This window comes from Winogradskyella sp. UBA3174, assembly GCF_002364335.1.
Classification (GTDB): domain Bacteria; phylum Bacteroidota; class Bacteroidia; order Flavobacteriales; family Flavobacteriaceae; genus Winogradskyella.
This window is the reverse complement of sequence record NZ_DEXW01000012.1, coordinates 1-20,469: the sequence shown is the minus strand read 5'-3', so window position 1 is coordinate 20,469 and position 20,469 is coordinate 1. Positions and strand designations below refer to the sequence as shown.

20 protein-coding genes and 1 pseudogene are annotated in these 20,469 nt (G+C 31.9%); 8 read left to right on the top strand and 13 right to left on the bottom strand.

All coding sequences use genetic code 11. The features are described from left to right. The coding region (locus tag B2U95_RS01285; protein ID WP_296311660.1) for a helix-turn-helix domain-containing protein at positions 1–686 on the bottom strand (686 nt) is incomplete at its 3' end. A 234-nt stretch (positions 687–920) separates the two neighbouring features. Between B2U95_RS01285 and B2U95_RS01280 the strand changes: the two genes are divergently transcribed. The 7 genes and pseudogenes from B2U95_RS01280 to B2U95_RS01250 all read left to right on the top strand — a co-directional run bounded on the left by B2U95_RS01280 (position 921) and on the right by B2U95_RS01250 (position 8,008). Next, positions 921–1,610 (top strand): ankyrin repeat domain-containing protein, encoded by a 690-nt coding sequence (locus tag B2U95_RS01280; protein ID WP_296311658.1) that lies wholly within the window; start codon positions 921–923, stop codon positions 1,608–1,610. A gap of 179 nt (positions 1,611–1,789) precedes the next feature. After that, positions 1,790–2,953: an acyltransferase family protein gene (locus B2U95_RS01275; RefSeq protein ID WP_296311656.1), complete on the top strand. Its 1,164-nt coding sequence runs from the start codon at positions 1,790–1,792 to the stop codon at positions 2,951–2,953. A 158-nt stretch (positions 2,954–3,111) separates the two neighbouring features. Next, on the top strand, positions 3,112–3,792 hold the full coding sequence (locus B2U95_RS01270; RefSeq protein ID WP_296311654.1) for a DUF4386 domain-containing protein: 681 nt from the start codon (positions 3,112–3,114) through the stop codon (positions 3,790–3,792). 362 nt (positions 3,793–4,154) lie between these two features. After that, positions 4,155–5,639: a serine hydrolase domain-containing protein gene (locus B2U95_RS01265; RefSeq protein ID WP_296311652.1), complete on the top strand. Its 1,485-nt coding sequence runs from the start codon at positions 4,155–4,157 to the stop codon at positions 5,637–5,639. Positions 5,640–5,736: 97 nt separating this feature from the next. Next, on the top strand, positions 5,737–6,171 hold the full coding sequence (locus B2U95_RS01260; protein WP_296311650.1) for a hypothetical protein: 435 nt from the start codon (positions 5,737–5,739) through the stop codon (positions 6,169–6,171). Positions 6,172–6,205: 34 nt separating this feature from the next. Then, a complete protein-coding gene (locus B2U95_RS01255; RefSeq protein WP_296311647.1) occupies positions 6,206–6,934 on the top strand; it encodes a DUF6090 family protein in 729 nt (242 codons plus the stop codon). Positions 6,935–6,962: 28 nt separating this feature from the next. After that, positions 6,963–8,008 (top strand): annotated as a pseudogene (locus tag B2U95_RS01250) (serine hydrolase domain-containing protein). 706 nt (positions 8,009–8,714) lie between these two features. Here the strand turns inward: B2U95_RS01250 and B2U95_RS01245 are convergent. From B2U95_RS01245 to B2U95_RS01190, 12 genes are all read right to left on the bottom strand, one after another. Further along, positions 8,715–9,791: a DUF418 domain-containing protein gene (locus B2U95_RS01245; protein WP_296311645.1), complete on the bottom strand. Its 1,077-nt coding sequence runs from the start codon at positions 9,789–9,791 to the stop codon at positions 8,715–8,717. A gap of 33 nt (positions 9,792–9,824) precedes the next feature. Then, the gene (locus B2U95_RS01240; RefSeq protein ID WP_296311643.1) at positions 9,825–10,709 is read right to left on the bottom strand and encodes a sterol desaturase family protein; all 885 of its coding nucleotides are present in this window, start codon (positions 10,707–10,709) and stop codon (positions 9,825–9,827) included. Positions 10,710–10,771: 62 nt separating this feature from the next. Next, entirely contained in the window at positions 10,772–11,845 is a 1,074-nt protein-coding gene (locus B2U95_RS01235) for a hypothetical protein (RefSeq protein WP_296311640.1), read from the bottom strand. Then, a complete protein-coding gene (locus tag B2U95_RS01230; protein WP_296311637.1) occupies positions 11,842–12,291 on the bottom strand; it encodes a lipocalin family protein in 450 nt (149 codons plus the stop codon). The genes B2U95_RS01235 and B2U95_RS01230 overlap by 4 nt, the downstream gene beginning before the upstream one ends. Before the next feature lie 859 nt (positions 12,292–13,150). Then, positions 13,151–13,843 carry an acyltransferase family protein gene (locus B2U95_RS01225; protein WP_296311632.1) on the bottom strand — a complete coding sequence of 231 codons (693 nt, stop codon included), beginning with the start codon at positions 13,841–13,843 and terminating at the stop codon, positions 13,151–13,153. Between the two features lie 26 nt (positions 13,844–13,869). Continuing rightward, the gene (locus B2U95_RS01220) at positions 13,870–14,004 is read right to left on the bottom strand and encodes a hypothetical protein (protein ID WP_296311630.1); all 135 of its coding nucleotides are present in this window, start codon (positions 14,002–14,004) and stop codon (positions 13,870–13,872) included. Positions 14,005–14,108: 104 nt separating this feature from the next. Next, complete coding sequence (locus B2U95_RS01215; RefSeq protein WP_296311627.1) at positions 14,109–14,666, bottom strand: porin family protein; 558 nt, start codon at positions 14,664–14,666, stop codon at positions 14,109–14,111. Between the two features lie 411 nt (positions 14,667–15,077). Beyond that, positions 15,078–15,641 (bottom strand): hypothetical protein, encoded by a 564-nt coding sequence (locus tag B2U95_RS01210; RefSeq protein ID WP_296311624.1) that lies wholly within the window; start codon positions 15,639–15,641, stop codon positions 15,078–15,080. A 69-nt stretch (positions 15,642–15,710) separates the two neighbouring features. Next, positions 15,711–16,244, bottom strand: coding sequence for a hypothetical protein (locus B2U95_RS01205; RefSeq protein ID WP_296311621.1), 534 nt, complete (start codon positions 16,242–16,244; stop codon positions 15,711–15,713). Between the two features lie 158 nt (positions 16,245–16,402). Next, complete coding sequence (locus B2U95_RS01200; protein WP_296311618.1) at positions 16,403–17,521, bottom strand: helix-turn-helix domain-containing protein; 1,119 nt, start codon at positions 17,519–17,521, stop codon at positions 16,403–16,405. An 883-nt stretch (positions 17,522–18,404) separates the two neighbouring features. Then, a complete protein-coding gene (locus tag B2U95_RS01195) occupies positions 18,405–18,932 on the bottom strand; it encodes a GNAT family N-acetyltransferase (protein ID WP_296311615.1) in 528 nt (175 codons plus the stop codon). Between the two features lie 150 nt (positions 18,933–19,082). Beyond that, complete coding sequence (locus tag B2U95_RS01190) at positions 19,083–19,226, bottom strand: hypothetical protein (RefSeq protein WP_296311612.1); 144 nt, start codon at positions 19,224–19,226, stop codon at positions 19,083–19,085. A 325-nt stretch (positions 19,227–19,551) separates the two neighbouring features. Here B2U95_RS01190 and B2U95_RS01185 point away from each other — a divergent pair, with 325 nt between their 5' ends. Further along, the gene (locus tag B2U95_RS01185; RefSeq protein WP_296311609.1) at positions 19,552–20,151 is read left to right on the top strand and encodes a DUF6642 family protein; all 600 of its coding nucleotides are present in this window, start codon (positions 19,552–19,554) and stop codon (positions 20,149–20,151) included. Positions 20,152–20,469: the final 318 nt, after the last annotated feature.

Genomic DNA, 20,469 nt, shown 5'->3' with positions numbered 1-20,469 from the left:
ACCAAGTAATTTACATTGAGCTCTTGAGCTATTTCTTGAATACCCTTATTCGAATGTCTATATTTCTCTACCGAGGTTCTACTAATAACGCGTAAGTCACCAATCTTCTGTAGGTTGTTTAAAGCAGATTCCATAAGACCATTCACAAAATATAGATTCAAAGAATCGCTACTTTCATTTTTGAAAGGCAACACTGCTATAGATTTTTCAATTTCAGTAGTAACCTTAAGTTCTTTTGGAAGAAGCAAAACAGATATAACGATGACTATTAAAGACAACGCTGCTAATATATGCCATTTGTATCTATTCAAAACAGAAGCTTGAAGAGCGATATTCTCTCCTTCCAATATGTCTTTTCCGACCTCACCAGGTGGGTACCCATAATATTCCCGAAAGCACTTAATAAAATAGGACGTACTACCAAATCCGACTTGGTATGAAATCTCAGAAATAGTCAAAGTATGCTGCTTAACCATCTCCATACCTTTTAAAAGACGTACTTGACGGATGAATTGACTCGCAGAAAGCTGTGTCTGTTTTTTGATATTTCTGAGCAAGCTAGAACGGCTCATGTTCATCAGCTCTGCGAGCTCTGAAACGCCGAATTGTTCGTTGGAAATATTTTCCAGAACAATGGTATTTGCCTGATTAATAAAGTCTGATTCAGTGGTTGATGTGCTAGACATACTGTTTTTGCTTGGCCTAAATTAGACAAAATTATGCAGATATGGGTCATAAGATTACTGGCATAATTATTAAGAAAAACAATTTTTGCGTCATAATTTATACCATTGCGCCATAGTTTTTATCTCATCCTCAAACTTGATACATATTGCTTGATTGCTCATACACAAGGATCTCACTCTTATCCCATCTTTGTAGAAACAAAAAAACAAAGTCAAATTTTAAAAACTAAAATCATGAAACGAGCAATTAAAAATTTTTACACAGAAGAGAATCAGCAACAACGCGTATTAACAAATACCGTTAAAAATTTAAAATTATTTAAAATCACAGCATCTAAAAGTAACGCCTTTAAAAGGGTATTAAACGTTTCGTTTATTATCCTATTACTAACAAGTTCTTGCGCCCAAACGAGTGAGGATCCCAAAACAAAATCGAACACTAGTGACAACACTAAGTCAACAGTAGATACGCCAAAAATTGACATTCAAACGGCAATAATGACTGATAACCTCGATATCGTTAAACAACATATAGAATCAGGAACCGATATCAATATAAAAGATCAAATGAGTGGGGCAACACCTTTAATCTCGGCAGCGACCTTTGGCAAAACGGCCATTGCTAAGGTATTAATTGATGCTAAATCAGATCTCACCATTAAAAATAACGATGGGGCTACAGCCTTGCACGTGGCGGCATTCTTTTGTCATGTCGAAATCGTACAACTGCTTATTGATGCCAAAGCAGATAAGACCGTAAAAAATAACTTTGGCGCGACACCAAGAGAAAGTGTGTTGGCCCCGTTTGCAGAGATAAAACCCTTCTATGAAATGCTACAACAACAATTAGGACCATTTGGATTAAAATTTGATTTAGACGAAATCGAAAAAACACGTCCTGTCATTGCTATGATGCTCCAGTAATTTGATGTTGACTATAATTTACTCTGGCTGCGTTACAGGTAAAAAAAATAGTCATTTACAAGGGTGAAATCGATTTTTTTGATCCCGATAGCCATTGGGTAGCAAGCCTTGTTAAACATCGTTTAGCTCAGACACAAAGTATATGGGCAGACTCCAATTAATTTAAAAATTATAGTATAATGACATCAGAAAGAAGACACGATATCGATTGGTTACGGGTAATTGCAATCGGCTTATTATTAATTTATCACATCGCCATCATTTTCCAACCGTGGGCCATGTTCATCGGTTTTATTAGGAGTGAGGAGACCCTAGAGGCTCTATGGACGCCTATGACCATGCTAAACGTTTGGCGAATTCCATTTTTATTCTACGTATCTGGAATGGGGCTCTATTTTGCGATGCGCAAACGAAATTGGAAGCAATTGCTTCTGGAGCGGACAAAACGAATTTTGTTGCCCTTCGCTTTTGGAATAGTGGCCATAACACCACTGCATCTATTTATTTTTCAGAACTACTATAATATGCCTTTGGGTTATTATCCCCATCAAGGTCATTTATGGTTTCTAGGAAATATCTTCGTGTACGTACTTTTACTTTTGCCAATTTATTACTATCTGAAGACCCATGAGAACGGTAAGATCAAAAAAATGTTAGCCTCTCTAATGAGTCATCCCGCTGGCCCTTTGTTGATATCTCTATTTTTTGTCATAGAGGTTGTGTTGGTAAAGCCCCAGTTGTTTGCTTTGTATGCCCAGACTTGGCATGGCTTCTTTAACGGGTTTTTGGCCTTCTTTTTCGGTTTTATTTTCGTGTACAGCGGTCAAACGTTCTGGCAAACCGTTTTGAAATGGCGCTGGTTGTATGCCAGTTTAGCCATCATTCTATATTGTACTAGATTCGTGCTATTTGGATTTGAAGCTCCTGGTTATCTCATGGCTATCGAATCAAATTGCTGGATTTTTGCAGTATTCGGTTTTGGTTATAGGTACTTGAACAAACCAAGTAAAGCCCTAAGCTATTTGAGTCAAGCAGCTTATCCCGTGTATATTATTCACATGTTTGTATTGTATGCAGGTGCTCTAATCATATTGCCATTGGACATACCCATACTATTAAAATTCGTAGGTATTGTAGCTTTTACCGGTTTAGCCTGCTATCTCATTTATGAATTTATCATTAGACGGATTGGTTTCTTAAGACCTTTGTTTGGACTGAAATGGACATTTAGCAAAGTGGAAAAGCCAAAATATCAAAACAATGGCACCTCTAAAAAAGAGGTATTGGACATAAAACAGCCATTGGATTTAGCATTGAAAGACGGATTTGAAGCCAATAAATAGGATACATACCTATGTTAACGCGGAAATTGTTAAGAGTAAATCAGTTATATCTGCTGATATCTAGCAAGTTATATGTAATTTGAGGATTCATACGCTTTTGTAATTGTCTAGAGTTTATAATATTGTCCGCTCAATCAATTATCAAATAAATAAAAACTATGAAATCAAATAAAAAAATGGGAAGACTTGTAGGAGTGTTATTTCTGCTCATTTTTGTTATAGGTATTTTGGTATATCAAATTTTACAAGGCCCTGTACTTTTTTCGGATGATTACCTAACGGCAACTTCAGCTAGTTCTAATAAGATCATAATTTCAATCTTACTTTTATTTTTAAGTGGAATCACATCCATTAGTATAGCCACTATTTTGTTTCCCATTTTTAAAAAATACAGCATCACTTTGGCTTTGTTATATTTTGCTTTTAGCATATTGGGTTTTATAGCTATCGCTATTGATAATAGTAGTGCTATAGCTTTGTTAGAATTAAGTCAAGGTTACGTAAAAAACAGCACTGACAACTCCGACGCACTAAAAATATTAGGACCGCTGTTGTACAAAAAACATTGGTGGACGCATTACTTGAGTCTGTTAATGTCTTGTTTTCCAGTTTTTATTCTATACTATACATTATACCGGTCTAAGTTAGTTCCAAAAATAATTTCAATTGTTGGGATCGTCGCTTCAATTTTAATGTTTATTGAATTATTATGTTCAATTTTCGGACATAGTATTAGTATGCATATGATGCTTCCCATGGGACTTATTCAGCTCATCCTTCCCTTTTGGTTAATTAGCAAAGGATTGAATGCATCAGCTTTAATAACGGACATGAAATAGCGAAATTTAAAAAGTGTAAAACAGTTATACAATGTGGTGTATTACGCCTGTAAACATTTAAAAATGAACATTATAAAATATAAAATAAATAAAAATTATTAGATACAGTACTAGTTCTTAATACAATTGGATTTACACTTATGGGTATTGGAATTGGAAAATTTTTTAATGAATATTGGGTTGGAACTCTTGTTGGTCTAGGAATAGGAATGCTAATATCCACTCATATATTATTAAAAACTATGAGAAGTTTAAGCGTTGAAGAAAATAAATAAAAACGATTACTAACAATAGTTAGAAATTAGAAAACAATGTAACCTAGCTTGACTTCTATTCGCCCTAACATAAAATAAGAAATCAAAATGAAGAAAGCATTATTTTTATTTACGGCAATTACAATGGTACAATTACTGGGATTCACTTTAAGTGCACAAGAAAAAACAGAGTCAAAAGCGCTTTATACCAAAATAGACTCCTACTTAACCGCTGGGTCTAAAAATGGTTTTTCTGGAGCGATCTCTGTTGTGAAGAAGGGAGAAGTCGTTATTAATAAAGGTTATGGAGAGGCCAACAAGGCTGCTAAAACCCTTAATAATCCTAACACTATTTTTGACATTGGCTCTAACACAAAACAGTTTACCGCAACAGCAATTTTAAAATTAGTTGAATTTCGGAAACTAAAATTGACGGATTCTTTAAGTTTATTTTTTAAGGAATTACCAACTGACAAACAAAACATCAACATACATCAATTATTAACTCATACTGCTGGTTTCTCAGAGTCTATAGGACGTGACTATTCGTCATTTGGAAAACTATCAAAAATTTCACAACGGGACTTTTTTGAAACACTTTTCGCAAGTGAATTAGTAGCTGAGCCCGGAAAAAAATATGCTTATTCTAATACTGGATATAGCCTATTAGGACGGATTATAGAATTAGCTTCTGGTCAGCCCTACGAAGCTTTTTTAAACGAGCATCTTTTTATACCAGCAGGAATGTTACAAACCGGGTATCTTCTGCCTAAATGGGATACAAAACAGATGTCTCATGGTTACAATAGAAATATAATGGAAACCGAGTCGACAATTACATATTATCAAGATGCTGGAGGTGTCAATTGGAACTTAAAAGGGAATGGCGGCATTAATTCGACTCAAAATGATATGTTGCTTTGGTATAAAGCATTAAAAACAAATATAGTATTGACACCAGAATCATTAAAAAAATTAACAACGCCATATTCTTACACGTTATCTTATAATAGCAAGACTAGTTATGGCTATGGGTGGGGAGTTGAAAAATCAGAAAATAGTAGTAAAAGAATAACACACAATGGTTCTAATGGTACGTATTGGCATACGTTGATATGGTATCCGAAGGAGGATATATATATCGTATATGCGACCAATGCAAATAGCTCGAAAGTAGAAGGTATTGCTTATGTTGTTGCAAAAATAATTTTTGACGAAAGCTATATTCCAGAACCAATTAAAAACAATGTATACTCCTTTATGATGGATTATACAGAACAACATTCAGCAGATAAATCGAAAGAGTTACTTAGGTTACTACAAGAAAATTACGTTGATGATTTTACAAGTGCTGGGCCTTTAAATACCATTGGAAACCTATTAATTAGGTCAAATAAAAATTTAGAATGGGCATTAAAACTATTCAGAATGAATGTTCAACTGTTCCCTGAAGATGGGAACCTTTGGGACTCTTTAGGGGATGGCTATAAGGCCAATAACCTAAAAGAGGATGCCATAAAAAGTTATCAAACGGCAATTGAATTAGGATACAAAGATTCACAGGAAAAGCTAACAGAATTAATTAAGAACTAGAAAAACTAGTGTTGCCAACAAAACCTAAACAGCATTAGAACCAAGTTGCGTTTAACCCCTAACACACATTAACACACTAACTTTAATTAATACCCTTATGAAATCTATAAAAATTAGTGCTTTGGTATTTATAATTTTAGCACTAGCCTATGGCTTTGTGTTCTTTTTAAAAATAGAATTCCCTGCAGGGTTAGAACCTTATTTTACTAAAGCATATTATAGTCAATTCGGGCCTTTAACACTATGCGCTGCGCTTTTGACTGCAGGAATTTATCTCTTTAATAGAAACACAAAAACTAATTTTGCATTAGCTCTATTCGGATTTACTGTTTTGTTAGATATTATTTTTAATCTACTAGGAGTCTTTTCTAGTTTGCTTCCAATCTATGCAAGCGTTCCTTTTTTTGGCTGTGCTTTATTGGCTCTGTGGTTAGCTTTTACGGATACCTTTAAGCTTGGACGAATTTCAATTATTGGAGCCTTGATTAGTTTTGTTCTTGGTACTGTAGTAGAACTATTTTTTAATATATGACACGCTGTTCTTTTTAACAAACAACAATTAAAAAATGATAAAATTATTCAGAAAAAATCGTCAAAATCAAATTATGAGAAAACACCCGCCTTTCGAAAGAGCAGGTACGTTTGGAAAGTATCTTGCTTATGCCGTTGGAGAAATAATTCTTGTAATTATCGGAATCCTTATCGCCTTAGCAATTAACGAGCATTCGAAAAATAAAAAAAATTTAGAGCTACGTGATTTATATATTGTTCAGTTAAATGACGAAGCAAATCGTAACATAAAAGAGCTAACTGTCCTTAAAAATGGGGCAACTGAAATGATTAAAGAGCTCGACACACTGGTTCAATTATTAGGCAACAAAGCATACGATAACCCTAAATTATCTTTAAAATCATTCGTGCTTATCGCTTCTAATAAATTTTACCCAATAATGATCACGTATGAAAACTTGAAATTTTCTGGCGATCTAAAATTATTTGACGATTTAAGTTTGCGTAATTCTATATCTGAAACCTACGAAACATTCAACCCTATAAAAAGATTTGAATCTTTAGATCAAGATGCAATCGCAGCCTTTTATGAGAATTTTTTGATGCCAAATGTAAGATTTAAGTATATGGGCGTCTCTTCAGAAAATTATGGAAAAGAGGTCTATTTTGAAAATATGGTTTTATCGAGAATGGTTACAGTAAGACAAAATCGAACTACTTATGCCAATGCAATTGCATCCTTAAAGAAATTAAAAAACACGTTTGCCGAATTACATAAAAATTAGAAATAACTGCCAGGAAAAAGGGGATAGTATGAAGAAGAAACAAATAAAACGAATATTCAAAGTAGTATTTATTAGTGCAAGCATAGCCTCTTTGTTTTTTGTACCATGGATACTCTTGAAAGCATGGATAATGCCCTTACCTGATACTGTTCAAGAGCAAGTTAATGCTGCTATTGGGTATGGGTTTGACGGTATGATTGTTTATGTTGATGAGGCGGGTATACCGCCAGTATGTTATGCTGCCGGTTGGAAAAACAGAGAGAACAAGATACAGCAGATCCACAATCAGTTTTCAAAATTGCCAGTATTAGCAAGTTATATATCGCTGTTGCCATCACCAAATTAGTTTATGACAAACGTTTGTCTTTGGATAAAACGCTCGCTGATTACTTTCCAGAATTGGTGGGACGAATTGAAAATGCAGATAAAATTACCCTGAGTATGATGGTACAACATCGCAGTGGTATTCCCAACTTTATCGACCATCCTGATTATTGGAAAAACCGACCGAATTTTAATAATGAAGCACTTGAGTTAGCCATTGAAATGCCAGCTAGCTTTAAACCCGGTGAAGATTATGGCTATTCAAACACCAATTATTTGTTACTTTCTAGACTAATAGATAAGGTGTTGGGGTATAGCCATCATCTATATATAAAAGAGGAAATTTTGATCCTACTTAACTTAAACCATACGCACAGCTCACTAAGTGAAGTAGTTATAGACGATGTAATGAGTGGCTATTATGTTGGCACAGAAGAAGATTTTAAAACTGAAGAACAAGGCATGTTAGCCACAGCAGAAGATGTCGGCATACTTCTAAGAGCTTTAAACGATGGTTCGTTGTTTAATGAAGGTGAGCAAGACATCTATTCTTCTATATACGTTTACGAACATACAGGTCTAGTTGTAGGCTACCAAAGTATTGCAAAATATTATAAAGATATAGATACAGTTATTATTCAATTTACGAATACCACTAATTTTGACGGTGACTATACTTGGAATACTTCAGAAATCGTATATAGTCGTATTGTTAAAATATTGAAACGCAAAGTAACAAAACAGCATTAAGTCTATTGATTTTTGTGGTTATATTTTTCATTCTAACTTTAAGTATATAACTAAACTTCCTATAACCATAAAGAGCCAATACTTTACCTAAGAATACATTAGTTAGAAATAAAATTAGTAATGGATAATCTAGATTTATATTCAAATAAATCATTTTTTTTATTTAAAAATGAAATGATTAAAACCCAATAAATCAATACAGTTGGATTGACCAATCCGAGAATAATACCTAACAGTATAGCAGCAATCTTATATTGAAGCCAGATATTTATGCCTATAAAATTTTCAATCTGCATATTGAAACTAATAGCAATTAATACTAAAATCAGGTCTGATAATACAGCTGTTTTAAAAAAAAATTAATGCACTTTGTACATTTTCTTTTATCGTTGTATAGATAACAGCTACATAAGTTGTTCCTAATGGAAAAGCTCTAATTATAGCTACTAAAAGCCCAATGAAAAAATAGGTTGTTAAATTCATGTCGTATTAAATGCTAAAAGAATAAAAGTTAATATATTAAAGAGGTCTGTTTTTAAAGGCTTTTGTATACCAAATTTTAGCTTTATCTATATCACCAACATTAAATATGGTGGTTCTTAATCCTAGGACATTTGATTTTTCTATATTGATATTATTTGTATTGGATAAATAGTCAGAAAATTCTAATAAATATAAGTTTTATCGATTGCATATGTAAATTGATTTAATCGGTTATTTTTCGCAGCATCCATTCCAAGGGGCCAGACTTTTTATATTTTCTCCAAACAACCGCAAATAAAATACACAGAAAACTAAACACGATCGCATAACCAACTGAAAATTCAATTGAATAATTCCCCATTTTAGAGGGGTTTATTATTTCAATAATTCCCATTCCAACAATAACGTGAGCTACGTAAAATGTCAGTGCTAATTGTCCTGTTTTATTTAAAGCATCAATGATGAAACTGTTTTCAAATTTCTTTGCAATTAATATACAGGCTGAAATTATTGCAAAAGCTATGGCAATACCACTCAACATATAAATTGGTAGTGGTGGCATTGGTTTTGTTCCAAAAATTTCAGTTAGTTCCAAAGCAGCTTCATGGCTTCCTTCTGATAAAATTGAGATGGACAGATAGGACACAACTTGAATGATAATAAAAATAATCGTACTCATCCAAAATGTTTTTTTAACGAATTTCTCTTTGTGTAAATCCTGCTTTCCGAACCAATAACCAAAGAGCATAAAAGCAGTCCAAGGCATTACGGGATGGAAGCCATTAAAGAAAAGGTTTCTCATAAAGCCTTTAAACGTCCAAAAATCTTGATAATCTAAAGTTTCAAAATTCCAACCGGTCTCGTAATTCAAAACTGTTATTAGAATTGGGTACACTAGAATGATGCAAATACCTAAAATTATAATTGTTTTTTCTTTACAGGTTAAGACCATCACGATGATTGCCATATAAATCCCATAAAAATGTAGAATATCTGCCGGCCAAATTGTGATATAAGAAAGTCCAAGAATAAAGAGAAATAAAGCTCTTTTAGCTATTCTAATTCGAGCAACTTTAATTTTCACTTTATCTCTATGGTTAATTGCTGAGTTTGTCATTAAAGCAAGTCCAACACCCGCTAAAACAACGAATGTTGCTGCAGCTTTTCCATCAAAAATACTAGCGAACGATTTTACCCAAGGTTGTCCATTTTCGCCAAATACAACTTTAAAGTTGACGATAATCATTCCGATAATTGCCAATGCTCGTGCGACATCTATTCCTATTATTCTTTGTTTCATTACGTTTTTTTAGTTTAAAAAAATGTTAATCTATTAGCCTATATTATTTGATTCTTTCTTAAAATAATCTGGTCTCCATGATAAATTTCCAAAGATTATCTTAAATCGATCTTTCCATGATTTGCACCTTTTTAGATCTTTTATGATGCTTTTAAATTCTACAATATTAATTAACAGTGGGTTGTTGGTATTAATATCTTTTGTTAACCCATAAATAACTTGTTCTTCTTCCTTTTGATAGGTTCCAAATATCCGATCCCAAATAATTAAAAAACCACCATAATTTTTATCTAAGTATTTTCTGTTTGAACCATGATGTACACGATGTACCGATGGTGTATTAAAAATCTTGTCTAACCAACCTAGTTTTCCAATACGTTCTGTATGTATCCATGTTTGAAATTGTGCTACTAAAATAAGTCCAACTATAGCTTGAAAAGGACTAAAACCTATTAATATCATAGGAATTAAAAATACCCATTCAATCAAACCTTCTATAATACTCAACCGAAATGAAACACTTAAATTGTAGTCTTTAGAAGAATGATGGACACTATGTAAAGCCCATAAAATTCTGTGTTCGTGCTCTATTCTATGCATCCAATAATAGGTCAGGTCTGCAACAAAAAATGCGAGTACCCAAGTCAGTAGATTCATGGGTATAGAAAGTGGTGTAAGCCAATGAAAAGGCATTAAACATAGAAGTCCAATAGAACCGACTATTGTTTTTTCTAGTAACTGATTTATCATAAAAATCATAAAATTAGCACCTGTATCTTTCCATCTTCTTTTTTTTGAGGTCATTAAATCTATCAATGTTTCAATGAAAATCAGACTAATATTAAAAATAAAAAAATAAGCAATGAAGGTCATTATTTGAGACCCTTCAAATAAGGATATTAATTGTGTAAAACTCATTTTATAAATGTTTTAATTTTAGTTGTGTAATTAGGACTCATGCATGCTGAGATAAAATGTAATTAAAAATTAATTCCTAATTCTAACTGAAACCCAAAATTTCTATTGATTACTTTAGACGTCTGCCATTGTTGAAAGAGACCTGCACCAATTACGATTCCATAATCTTTCCAAGGAATTATTTTCACTCCTTGATTAGCACGTAGACCTATTAAAAAATTAGTTGATTTTTTGTCTTCCAAATCTCTTAAAACTTCCACTCCAATAGGGACATTTAGACCAAGATCGAAATAAACACCAGGTGTTATTTTGAGATAACCATTGAACCCAAAACCTAAGGCATAGGAATCAACAGAACTAAACCCACGTTCTTGTACTATATCTGATTTAGCCCTAGATTGACCATAGCCTATTACAAAAGGAATAATAAGGTCTTTGTCATGATCTGAAAACCCAGTATATGAAACATTCCAACCCTCGTTATATTTATCCGTCACTCTTTTGAATGTTAGCATATTAAACCACTTACCTAAGGGCACATAGGTTTCAATAGCGGATGCTTTTTTAGAAGAAATAGCGTCATCTGGTATTGCATCTTTTAACAGTTTAGGGCTTGTATTTGCTTTTTGGGCATCAATGAAGCTCCATAAGCAATATTCTAATGCTGCGCGGATTCTTTGTTCGTGGGTTTCGTAGATTTCCGTTAAACTCGAAACTGGAAAAACCTCATCCTCATAGTGAACGACTTTATAAAGTTCTTCTCCATTTGCTGCATAGAAAGAGAATTCAACATAAACTCTAGCCGTTCTCTTATCGATACTTGTTTGTGCTTCTTCAATTTTTAACTGATTAACCTTTAAAGTTATCGGAACGGTTTCTCCTGATTTAGGCAAAGCGGCATCCATAAAGTTTTTGATTGTTGTTGCAGTGCCATTCTCAAAACGTAATTTCACTTTCTTATTAGAATTATTTTCAATAACTCCAAGATGCAGCTCTTGACGATTATCTATAACGTTGTCTATATAAAAATTCTGATTCGTAATCTCGAATGGCACTAATTTTAAATCTATAGTTGTCTGCGAAAAAGATGAACTACAGCTAAAAAACACAAGTAAAATAATAACAAATTTTTTCATAATTTCTGAGTTTGATTGGGACTAGTATAATGTACTTCGATATCTCTAATTTCATCAATATCATACTTCAGCACCAAGGATTTATTTGATATTGAAATGATGTAGGCTTTTACCTTTTCACCATTTTCGGAGTTCATTAAAACATAAGCACCGTTTGTATTTAGGATAAAAGTTCCGTCGTCTTTTTTACCTTCTGATTTTGAAGTATAAGTCATGTCTTTTTTAAAAAGAATGTAATCGTCTTTTTCCTTTTTGTTGAGCGGATAAACCTTACTTTCAATTTTATAGGTCTCTAAATGCCACATGTTAAATAGCAGGTTTGTTTCATCTTGCTGAGGAGGTGTGTTACTTCCCATAGATATCAATAAAAGACTTGTAATGTTTAAAAGACAAATGATTACAATCGCCCTGATCCCTATTTTTAATTTTTTAGAATTTCTTTTCATTGGATTTATTTTTGTTCGTTTATAATTGATGGTGCAAATATATTTAGGCATCATCAGTTTAATGATTCTCCCTATAATACCGAACAAAAAAAAGTGTCTTCATTTATAGGGAAGCCACTTTATTAACTGTAACATAATAACAGTCAATAAGTTATGTAAATAAAAATAATGTATTTAATAGACCTCATAAACAATTAATTATACATAAACCTATTATATATACGACCCAAAAGTATCACTATTACTATTTTTCTTGTAAAAAGGAAAGGGGTAAAGTCCAAAAGAAGACTGATGAATATCTCAAAGTTATAGTATCTGATACTTTAATAGACGAAACAAGCCTGTTTAAAATTTTATTATCTAAAGGACTTACTAATGGAGAACAGTATGTGACCCTTTGAAAAATAATAAATAGTGACAGACAAAAAAAACATTATATTATCAGAATATAATGACGTTTGATAACGTCACAAAGTTAGAAAATCAAACGTTTCGTTATCGTAGGTTCGTTACGGGTTCTAAATTTCTGAATAATACTAATGTAATGTTGTGCAGAAAGTAAAGTCGCTTTTTTATTATATAACGATGTTAGCCATATGTATAGCAATAGAAAGGGGATTTGTATACAACAAAATAGAATGAAAAATGAACAAGCTTAAATGCAACATTGTTCTATATGGTTTGCTGCACCAGTTTGCTTCGCTCGGGTGTTATGTGTTTAAGTACCTAATGTAGTAAATACAGACTGAATAGAAAATCCGCGAGGGTTTTCACAAGTCAGCTAGAATTAGCAATAAATGATACTTTGTTGAGAACTGGTTTTATTTGTCTAAAGCGGGTTTTAAATTACTCAATTCTTCTACTTTTTTATGTCTAAAAGTTTTCTCGTGTATTTTCTGCCATTTAAAAACTTCCCAATAAATGAACTTCTTACAAAATAATGATAAGTTACAAAAGAGATTATAGTTGTACTTATCATTACTGTTAGGAATTTAATTGTTGCATGTACGTCCCAACGAAAGAGTAGTGCTGAAATAAATATGGTTAAGGTGTAATGTACTAAATACACCCAATAAGATGCATCTGAAATAGATCTCATTCTAGCAGAATGTTTACTTCCATAGCGAATAAATAACCCAGTAATTCCGAAAATAAACAACCACACCATCAGAGACTGAAATACAACTTTAGAAATGTCTTGATATGGTGAAACATCTACAAGTTTTAAATCATTTATAGCTAAGCTTATCATAAATAGTATAAGTCCTAAAATTGTACATAACCAGTCTAATCGTTTAAAACTATCTAGTAAATGTTTGGACTTGTATAAAACCCAACCCACCATATAAAAAGGGAAATAAAAGATGAAGAGATTTGTGTCAAATATTGAGTTATTTGCGGACGGTATGGATGATTCACCTATTAGAAGGTAAACAACGCAAGTCATACCAGTGAAAATAAAAACCCTTGTAATAGGCTTTTTAAGAACCCAATTAAATGTATTTGAGATTTTAGCAGATAAATTTGGTAGCCTTTTAAATACTAAAGCCATTAATACTGAACTTATAATGAAAAGGATTAAGTAAAATAAAAACCAATATCAGTAACAAAATAAGCAATAGCTGAATGGATAACAATTCCTAATAACATCATAATCGCACGAAGAGAATCTAGTGCATGTATTCTTTCGGTTTTGTGTAGTTGTGCTTTCATATTTTAGTTTTGAGGTTCTCGGTTTAACTCATTGCCAGCTTATAATTATCAACAAGAAGACACCTTATAATTAAGGTGTCTTCTTACTTTAGATATGGTATTATTTATAATTTATACCCCAATGAAATTTGAAATACACTACTTTTAATTTCAGGATTTTCACTAATAGATGTAATGCCATAATTATATCGAACTTGCGTAAATAGATTAGAATTGATATGGTATCCAAAGCCTAAATTAAGTCCAAAATCAAAACTTGAGGCGTCTGTACCAGCATCTGGGATTGAGCTATCATTAAAATCAAATTTATCATTGATTAAAAATGATATTTGTGGCCCAGCTTCTAAACTAAACTTTTTAGATAAATAATATTTTGCCATTAAAGGTATTACTAAATAATCTATTTTTAATTTTACTAAATTTTTAGCTTCTGAACCTTGTCTAGAATATAATAATTCTGGTTGAAGTGAAAATTTTTCACTTATCTTAAATTCAGCAAATCCACCAATGTGAAAAACAAATAAGTTATTTCTATCTATGTCACCTCCTGTTACGTTTGAAATGTTAAGACCTGTTTTAAATCCGAAATCAACATTTTGAGCATTCATTAAATTTGATATTCCGAAAATAGCGATAGTTGATAATAGTAATATTTTTTTCATGATTGTTATGGTTTTAATTTGTTTTTAAGAGCTAATCCAAAAGTCGCGCTAGAAAATGTAATAGCTATTTAATTGAGCTCAACTAATTATAATTAGTCACTTTTATTTTGATTTATATCTCTTGTTTTTGTTTTTATACCTGTTATAGCAGATAAGAAGTAAGACTCATAATGATTTTTAAAATTGCTACCTTTAGTTTGCAGGTAACGTCTCTGTATATAGCTCGTAGCGTGTAAATTATAAACTTATTTTCGGATTATACACAAGCCGAATTTTTAAATTTTATTATTACCTTTTTATCAATAAGTCAAATTTAAAAATTTGTCGGACTCGCAAAAACACTTTAACTTAGAGTAATCATCTACCTAGATATGATCTATATACGTTGTTGCTTAACGTTTTTTATTTAGGCTAAAATCTATATCCTAATCTCAAATGTAAATTGAAAGCTGCTTCACTTTTATTTTCCGAAAATCCTGCTTGTTTCGCAAAAACATACCTATAACCGATTCCAATTCCAGTTTCATAAGTAAAATGTTTTCCTGCGTTTCTTCTAATTCCCCAAGTCGGTATAATTGAAATATCACTAATTACACTAACATTTTCCGTATTAGAAATAACAAACCAATCTGGATGATAGCTGGTTTTCAAAGAAATAAAATTTCCAGAATTTCCATCAATTCTGCGAGATTTCCTTACTCTTTTATTCAAATTATAATATAGTCTTGGTTCGAGTGTAATAACAGGTGTCATTAAAAACCCAGTTCCATCGTAGAAACTTCCTCCCCAAATTCCGCTGTCAAATCCGATTTCAGTTCTTAATGCTATTGAGTTTGTGAGTTTAGATTCATTGTGAACCCAAATTCCCAAAAATCCAGTTTGAATTCCGTAAGTCAATTTTTCTACACTAGCAGTTTGAGATTTAGCCATTAAAGCCATTCCACACAAAGCCATTGTTAATAAAACTCTTTTCATTCAATTTAATTTTTGTTCTAAAGTCTAATTTGTAGTTAAATGTTGCATAACACGTAATGGTTAAATAATTTAGACAGTTTGCAATAAACCGCTATAAGAGGCTGTTATTTTATTTCCATTTTCGCCTACGAGATTTACCTTTATAACCTGATTAGTACCCGTACCAGTTATGGTTACAGTACCGCTAGTTGCAATAAAATAGTTTCCATCGCCAGTTTGAGCATTTAAATTTGTACTTGCTTGTGCACTTACCAATTTAAATTCTGAACTTTCATTAGCAAATGAATAAGTCCCTGGTAAAAGACCTGATAGACTATTTGTGTTGAGCTCTAAAAAGATACTAGATCCAGTTCCAGAGGCGTTCTCTGGCTCTGATATATTGATAATAAATCCTTCTGACAATAAGCTAACGTCCCAATCAAAACTACCATTACCATTTTCTCCATATCCCACTATAACCCCTTTTTCTATGCTAATTTGCTGTCCTTCTATAGTCATTACATTATCTGGAGCTTTAACGTTATTGTCATCATCACTACTACAAGAAACAGTAACAAAATTTAAGGCTAAAGCAATTAGCACTACTAATTTTAAATTTTTCATTTTAAGTATGTTTTTTTAGATTTTAAATTAAGTGGTAAATGTATTTTGAAATAACCACCATCGTGTTTCTCCCTATAATCCCAAACAAAAAAAAGTGTCTTCATTTATCGGGAAGACACTTTTAATGTGTTTAAAAATTACATAATCAATGCGTTACATCAATTTACAGGCTTGTGAAGTTTTTTAAATTCGGTAGGGGTCATGTGTGTGTGTTTTTTAAAAGCAGTGTAAAAAGCTGCTTTACTATTAAAACCTACATCTAAAGAAATAGCAAATATTGTATCTGGTTTCGGTTCCATGAGTTTCTTTTTAGCGTCTTCAATTCTGAAACTGCTAATAAAATCGGGAAAACTCATTTTCGCATTCTGATTGATAGCCTGTGATATATGATGAATGGATTGGTCTAATTTTTCAGCGACGGTATTCAGTTTTAAATCGAAGTCTAAGTAAATCTTTTCCTCATTTACGATAACTTTTATTTCCTCGAAAAGATTTGAAGAATCAGATAATGATGACTTTGCATATTTCTCAATAGTAGAAGTGGATAGATCTTCAAAATTTCCAGAATAGGCAAATACAGGAAAATGCATTATAGAAAATGCGAATATGAAGAAGAATATGGAATAAATAAGTGTTTCAAATTTTAAATAAAAGTTAAAATGACCAATATCTAAACTGCCTAGAATTGTGGTCACAAAAACTAAAATTTGCATAAGTATGATTACGACTACGATAATCTTAATCCACTTGTAAAGGTTTCTTTGACTTTCATTTAATTCAATTAGTAATGGCGTATTTTTCAATTTCTTATAGGCAAGAAACATAAGTGCTATATTGATAGAGCTCACCAAAATATATTCCATTAAGACTAATATGCCGTAGTTTGAAGTCTCCAAAGCTGCTACAAAACTTTGTAAATCTTGATTATGATCAAAAGGAAGAAACACTAAAACACGGAGTAGGGTATACCCAACAACAATAGGCACCCATTTTTTCGTGTTTATTTCAGACTTGGTATAAAGAGCTATGAAATAGTAAAATAACAATCCTGTAAAATGATAGAAAAAGTAGGTAACCCCTGAATAGGTTGCAGGTATTTGGTTAGTGATAGAAAGATGGTAGTCTAATGCCGTAATTACATAAACAAATAGTAAGGCGGATAAAACATATCGTATCTTATTGTTGTTTCCAAGGCCAAATTTATTAAATAGAATAAAAATCATTAAGACCAGTCCAAAAATAACACTCAATACTGGAAAAACAGCTAAAACATTCATGTTACAAAAGTAAAAATTTGTTCTAGAAATATAAGATAAATAACTGGTTTTTAATCAATCATTTCTAAAACAATAGGAGTGAAGGTGTTGATTTCTTTAACCGAAGCTAATGAATGTTTATACAATTATTAACTTTAGATACTATTAATACTGGTGCTAAAAATTCAAACTTACAATTAGCGCAACATTATTATCTATATATAAAAACTTTGTGTGTTCAATTCGTTTTAATTATAAATCATCTACTGGATCATTCATAATTAAAAGTATAATGTTCTACTTTATGTCACTTGACCTTTGCTTACCTCTTTTATACTTTATAAAGTGGTGTTTGCGAATCTCATGCTTCGGTTTGAGTTAAAAGCAGGACAGAGCGTTAAGAGTACAGAATTAAAAAGGTAATGACTTATCTTTTTAATGATGGGCCAGCTGTAGCTTAGGATAAGACCTTTTAGTGACATCGAAGATTCTACGAAGTCAATGAGCCAGATTGCGCTTTGGCAGAATTACTGTTTCTTTATTTTTTTCTTCTCTAATGTTTCTCTACTCAGTTAATGACATCGAAGGATAAGATTGCCCAAAGGAAAATCTCATACATAATTCACGATTACCCATTTAATAAAATAGAAACGAAATGGATAAGCCCCAATAGGTAAGCTGTGCAAACCGAAGAATGAGGTTAGGCGCTAGCCAAACTTACTTGAGATTCATGATTTCTTAAAACAATAGAAGTGCTTTTATAAGTAAGTCCTATAGGTATATTATATTGATCTGTTCAAATTCTGTGGCCTTCAATAAATCTCATTTTGTCCATATGACGAGTTTGAAATGACCGTTATTATTAGTAGGATAATTAGTTTTCTCATTTTGTTTTTATGTGTAGTTATTTGTTTTTAAAAATAACAGGGTGATATTTTTTAACAAACTGGTCAACATCTTTTTCGGATATCATACTCGGGTATGACATTAGTAATAATTGCAATGGAGATTGGTCTTCTTTTAGAGGAGGTATTTCATAATAATGTTGATTTAGTTTAAAACCTAGTCTTTCATAAAATTTTATCCTGCGTTCATTAATAGTGGATGTAGGTAATTCAACCTCCAGTATAACCGGTTTGTCATTACTATCAATAAGATTATTTAAAATAAACTTTCCGATACCTCTATTCCTTTGTTCTACCGAAGTTGCAAAGTGGTCTATGTATCTATGTGTTTCAAAATCCCACCACAAGATAAATCCCATAAATTGGTTTTTATCAATTAAAATATCAAAATGATAACGGTCATTTTGTAAGACGTAGGATTGATTATCTAATAGTCTTCGTTCTTCAAAAGGGAAAGCATCTTCATAAAGATTCCAAGCCTTCTGGAAATAATTATCTGAAATGTTTTTTAGCCTTATTAATTTCATTGGTCGCTTGCTGTTATTGGGTTCGTATATGTTTGGTAGCGTGGTTCTCGCAACTAAATTAGTAAACCTAAAACGAATTAGAGGAAAATATGCAAGATTTTCCTGTATACCCAGATCGAGCAATTGACTATATACCTCGTTGTGATACGTTTAAAATTCTAGACAAAAATTTGCAGAAGCATAGAAGCCTTCATCAATTCCAATTTTGTCATTATCTGGTCTGAAACAACTTAAAAAGCCTCCTATTCTAGCGTTTGTTTTTATTTGTCCCTTTACAAGTTTTGCAAAGGGCATTCTTTTCACTAGTACAACTTTTAACTATTTTGACAACATAGAAATTGTTTGTTTTATAAACTTCAATATCTGCTTTTTTTTCTTTGGTTTTGTTATCATAAGTCTCCCATTGTCCAACAATCGTTTGCCCCTTGGTTGTGATGCTTAAAGGTATGATGAAAAGTATGTATAAATATATTCTAGGTTAATAATATCTTTTTATTAAATGAAATACGATGTGGATATTTAAACTTTCAAAAGTTTGTATATTATATATGAAATCGCGGAAAAATATAAAAAAGTTACATTAATTTTGCGCTTTATATACCTTTCATAAAACTGAAATTTGTTAGAGAAAATACAGCAATTACCCCAAGAACAATTCACAGATACAGATTATTTCATTTACTGTTTAGAAGCGGTTTATAATATAGAAACGGATGAGGTTACCGAAGCACAAAAAAATCTAGAACAATTGACCTCGCAATATGGAATAGCCTGTATTTATAAAACATGCGACACTATTGAAGGTCTAGAAGCTAGCTTAGATGCATTGGTCTCGGATGATCATAACTTTAATGACTATGAGATAATCTACTTGGTTATAGCTGGTGAAGCGAATAGTATTTGTTTAAATGACTACTATTACAGTCTCCAAGAAATTGCAGAAATTTTTGAAGGACGATTAGAAGGAAAGATTGTACATTTTTCAAATGCAAAAGTTCTAGATTTAGACGAAGAAGAAGCACAGTATTTTTTGGATATCACTGGTGCAAAAGGTGTTTCTGGTTACGGTAATGACTGTAATGGAATAACTAGCTCAAATCTTGATAAAGCATTCTTTAACTTATTTAAGGAAGATGATGATATCTTAGATGTTGTAGAAGAGTTGCATCAAAGACATTACAATGTCTGTAAATTACTTGATTTTAGATTGTATTATTAAACCAAAATATATAACTTAAATCACATTATAGCGAGCATTTTTTTTTATAAATGATAATAGACAATGATTTTAGTTGTGCTAAGTGTTTCATTAACTTATTAGCGTTTTTAAAAAGCTAAGACACAATCCTGTAAGGAAACAGTTTTAGTTTTTGTTTTTTATGAGATGAACTTATCGAGATTAGTTTAGTGTCACCTAATAATTCTTGTTGTTATTAGTACGACTACTGTTTTGCTTGAACTTTAGAGCTTTCAACTTATTGTAGTTCTCAATTTTTATTTTGTAAGTAAAACTCACGCCTTCAAGATTACTATATGT

What these genes read in the sequence shown, in the direction of transcription:
- B2U95_RS01265 (WP_296311652.1), top strand. Translation starts at nt 4,155, where the DNA reads ATGAAGAAAGCATTATTTTTATTTACGGCAATTACAATGGTACAATTA.
- B2U95_RS01280 (WP_296311658.1), top strand. Translation starts at nt 921, where the DNA reads ATGAAACGAGCAATTAAAAATTTTTACACAGAAGAGAATCAGCAACAA.
- B2U95_RS01230 (WP_296311637.1), bottom strand. Translation starts at nt 12,291, where the DNA reads ATGAAAAGAAATTCTAAAAAATTAAAAATAGGGATCAGGGCGATTGTA.
- B2U95_RS01190 (WP_296311612.1), bottom strand. Translation starts at nt 19,226, where the DNA reads ATGCCCTTTGCAAAACTTGTAAAGGGACAAATAAAAACAAACGCTAGA.
- B2U95_RS01200 (WP_296311618.1), bottom strand. Translation starts at nt 17,521, where the DNA reads ATGAATGTTTTAGCTGTTTTTCCAGTATTGAGTGTTATTTTTGGACTG.
- B2U95_RS01195 (WP_296311615.1), bottom strand. Translation starts at nt 18,932, where the DNA reads ATGAAATTAATAAGGCTAAAAAACATTTCAGATAATTATTTCCAGAAG.
- B2U95_RS01215 (WP_296311627.1), bottom strand. Translation starts at nt 14,666, where the DNA reads ATGAAAAAAATATTACTATTATCAACTATCGCTATTTTCGGAATATCA.
- B2U95_RS01205 (WP_296311621.1), bottom strand. Translation starts at nt 16,244, where the DNA reads ATGAAAAATTTAAAATTAGTAGTGCTAATTGCTTTAGCCTTAAATTTT.
- B2U95_RS01270 (WP_296311654.1), top strand. Translation starts at nt 3,112, where the DNA reads ATGAAATCAAATAAAAAAATGGGAAGACTTGTAGGAGTGTTATTTCTG.
- B2U95_RS01235 (WP_296311640.1), bottom strand. Translation starts at nt 11,845, where the DNA reads ATGAAAAAATTTGTTATTATTTTACTTGTGTTTTTTAGCTGTAGTTCA.
- B2U95_RS01220 (WP_296311630.1), bottom strand. Translation starts at nt 14,004, where the DNA reads ATGAAAGCACAACTACACAAAACCGAAAGAATACATGCACTAGATTCT.
- B2U95_RS01255 (WP_296311647.1), top strand. Translation starts at nt 6,206, where the DNA reads ATGATAAAATTATTCAGAAAAAATCGTCAAAATCAAATTATGAGAAAA.
- B2U95_RS01245 (WP_296311645.1), bottom strand. Translation starts at nt 9,791, where the DNA reads ATGAAACAAAGAATAATAGGAATAGATGTCGCACGAGCATTGGCAATT.
- B2U95_RS01210 (WP_296311624.1), bottom strand. Translation starts at nt 15,641, where the DNA reads ATGAAAAGAGTTTTATTAACAATGGCTTTGTGTGGAATGGCTTTAATG.
- B2U95_RS01260 (WP_296311650.1), top strand. Translation starts at nt 5,737, where the DNA reads ATGAAATCTATAAAAATTAGTGCTTTGGTATTTATAATTTTAGCACTA.
- B2U95_RS01225 (WP_296311632.1), bottom strand. Translation starts at nt 13,843, where the DNA reads ATGGCTTTAGTATTTAAAAGGCTACCAAATTTATCTGCTAAAATCTCA.
- B2U95_RS01275 (WP_296311656.1), top strand. Translation starts at nt 1,790, where the DNA reads ATGACATCAGAAAGAAGACACGATATCGATTGGTTACGGGTAATTGCA.
- B2U95_RS01240 (WP_296311643.1), bottom strand. Translation starts at nt 10,709, where the DNA reads ATGAGTTTTACACAATTAATATCCTTATTTGAAGGGTCTCAAATAATG.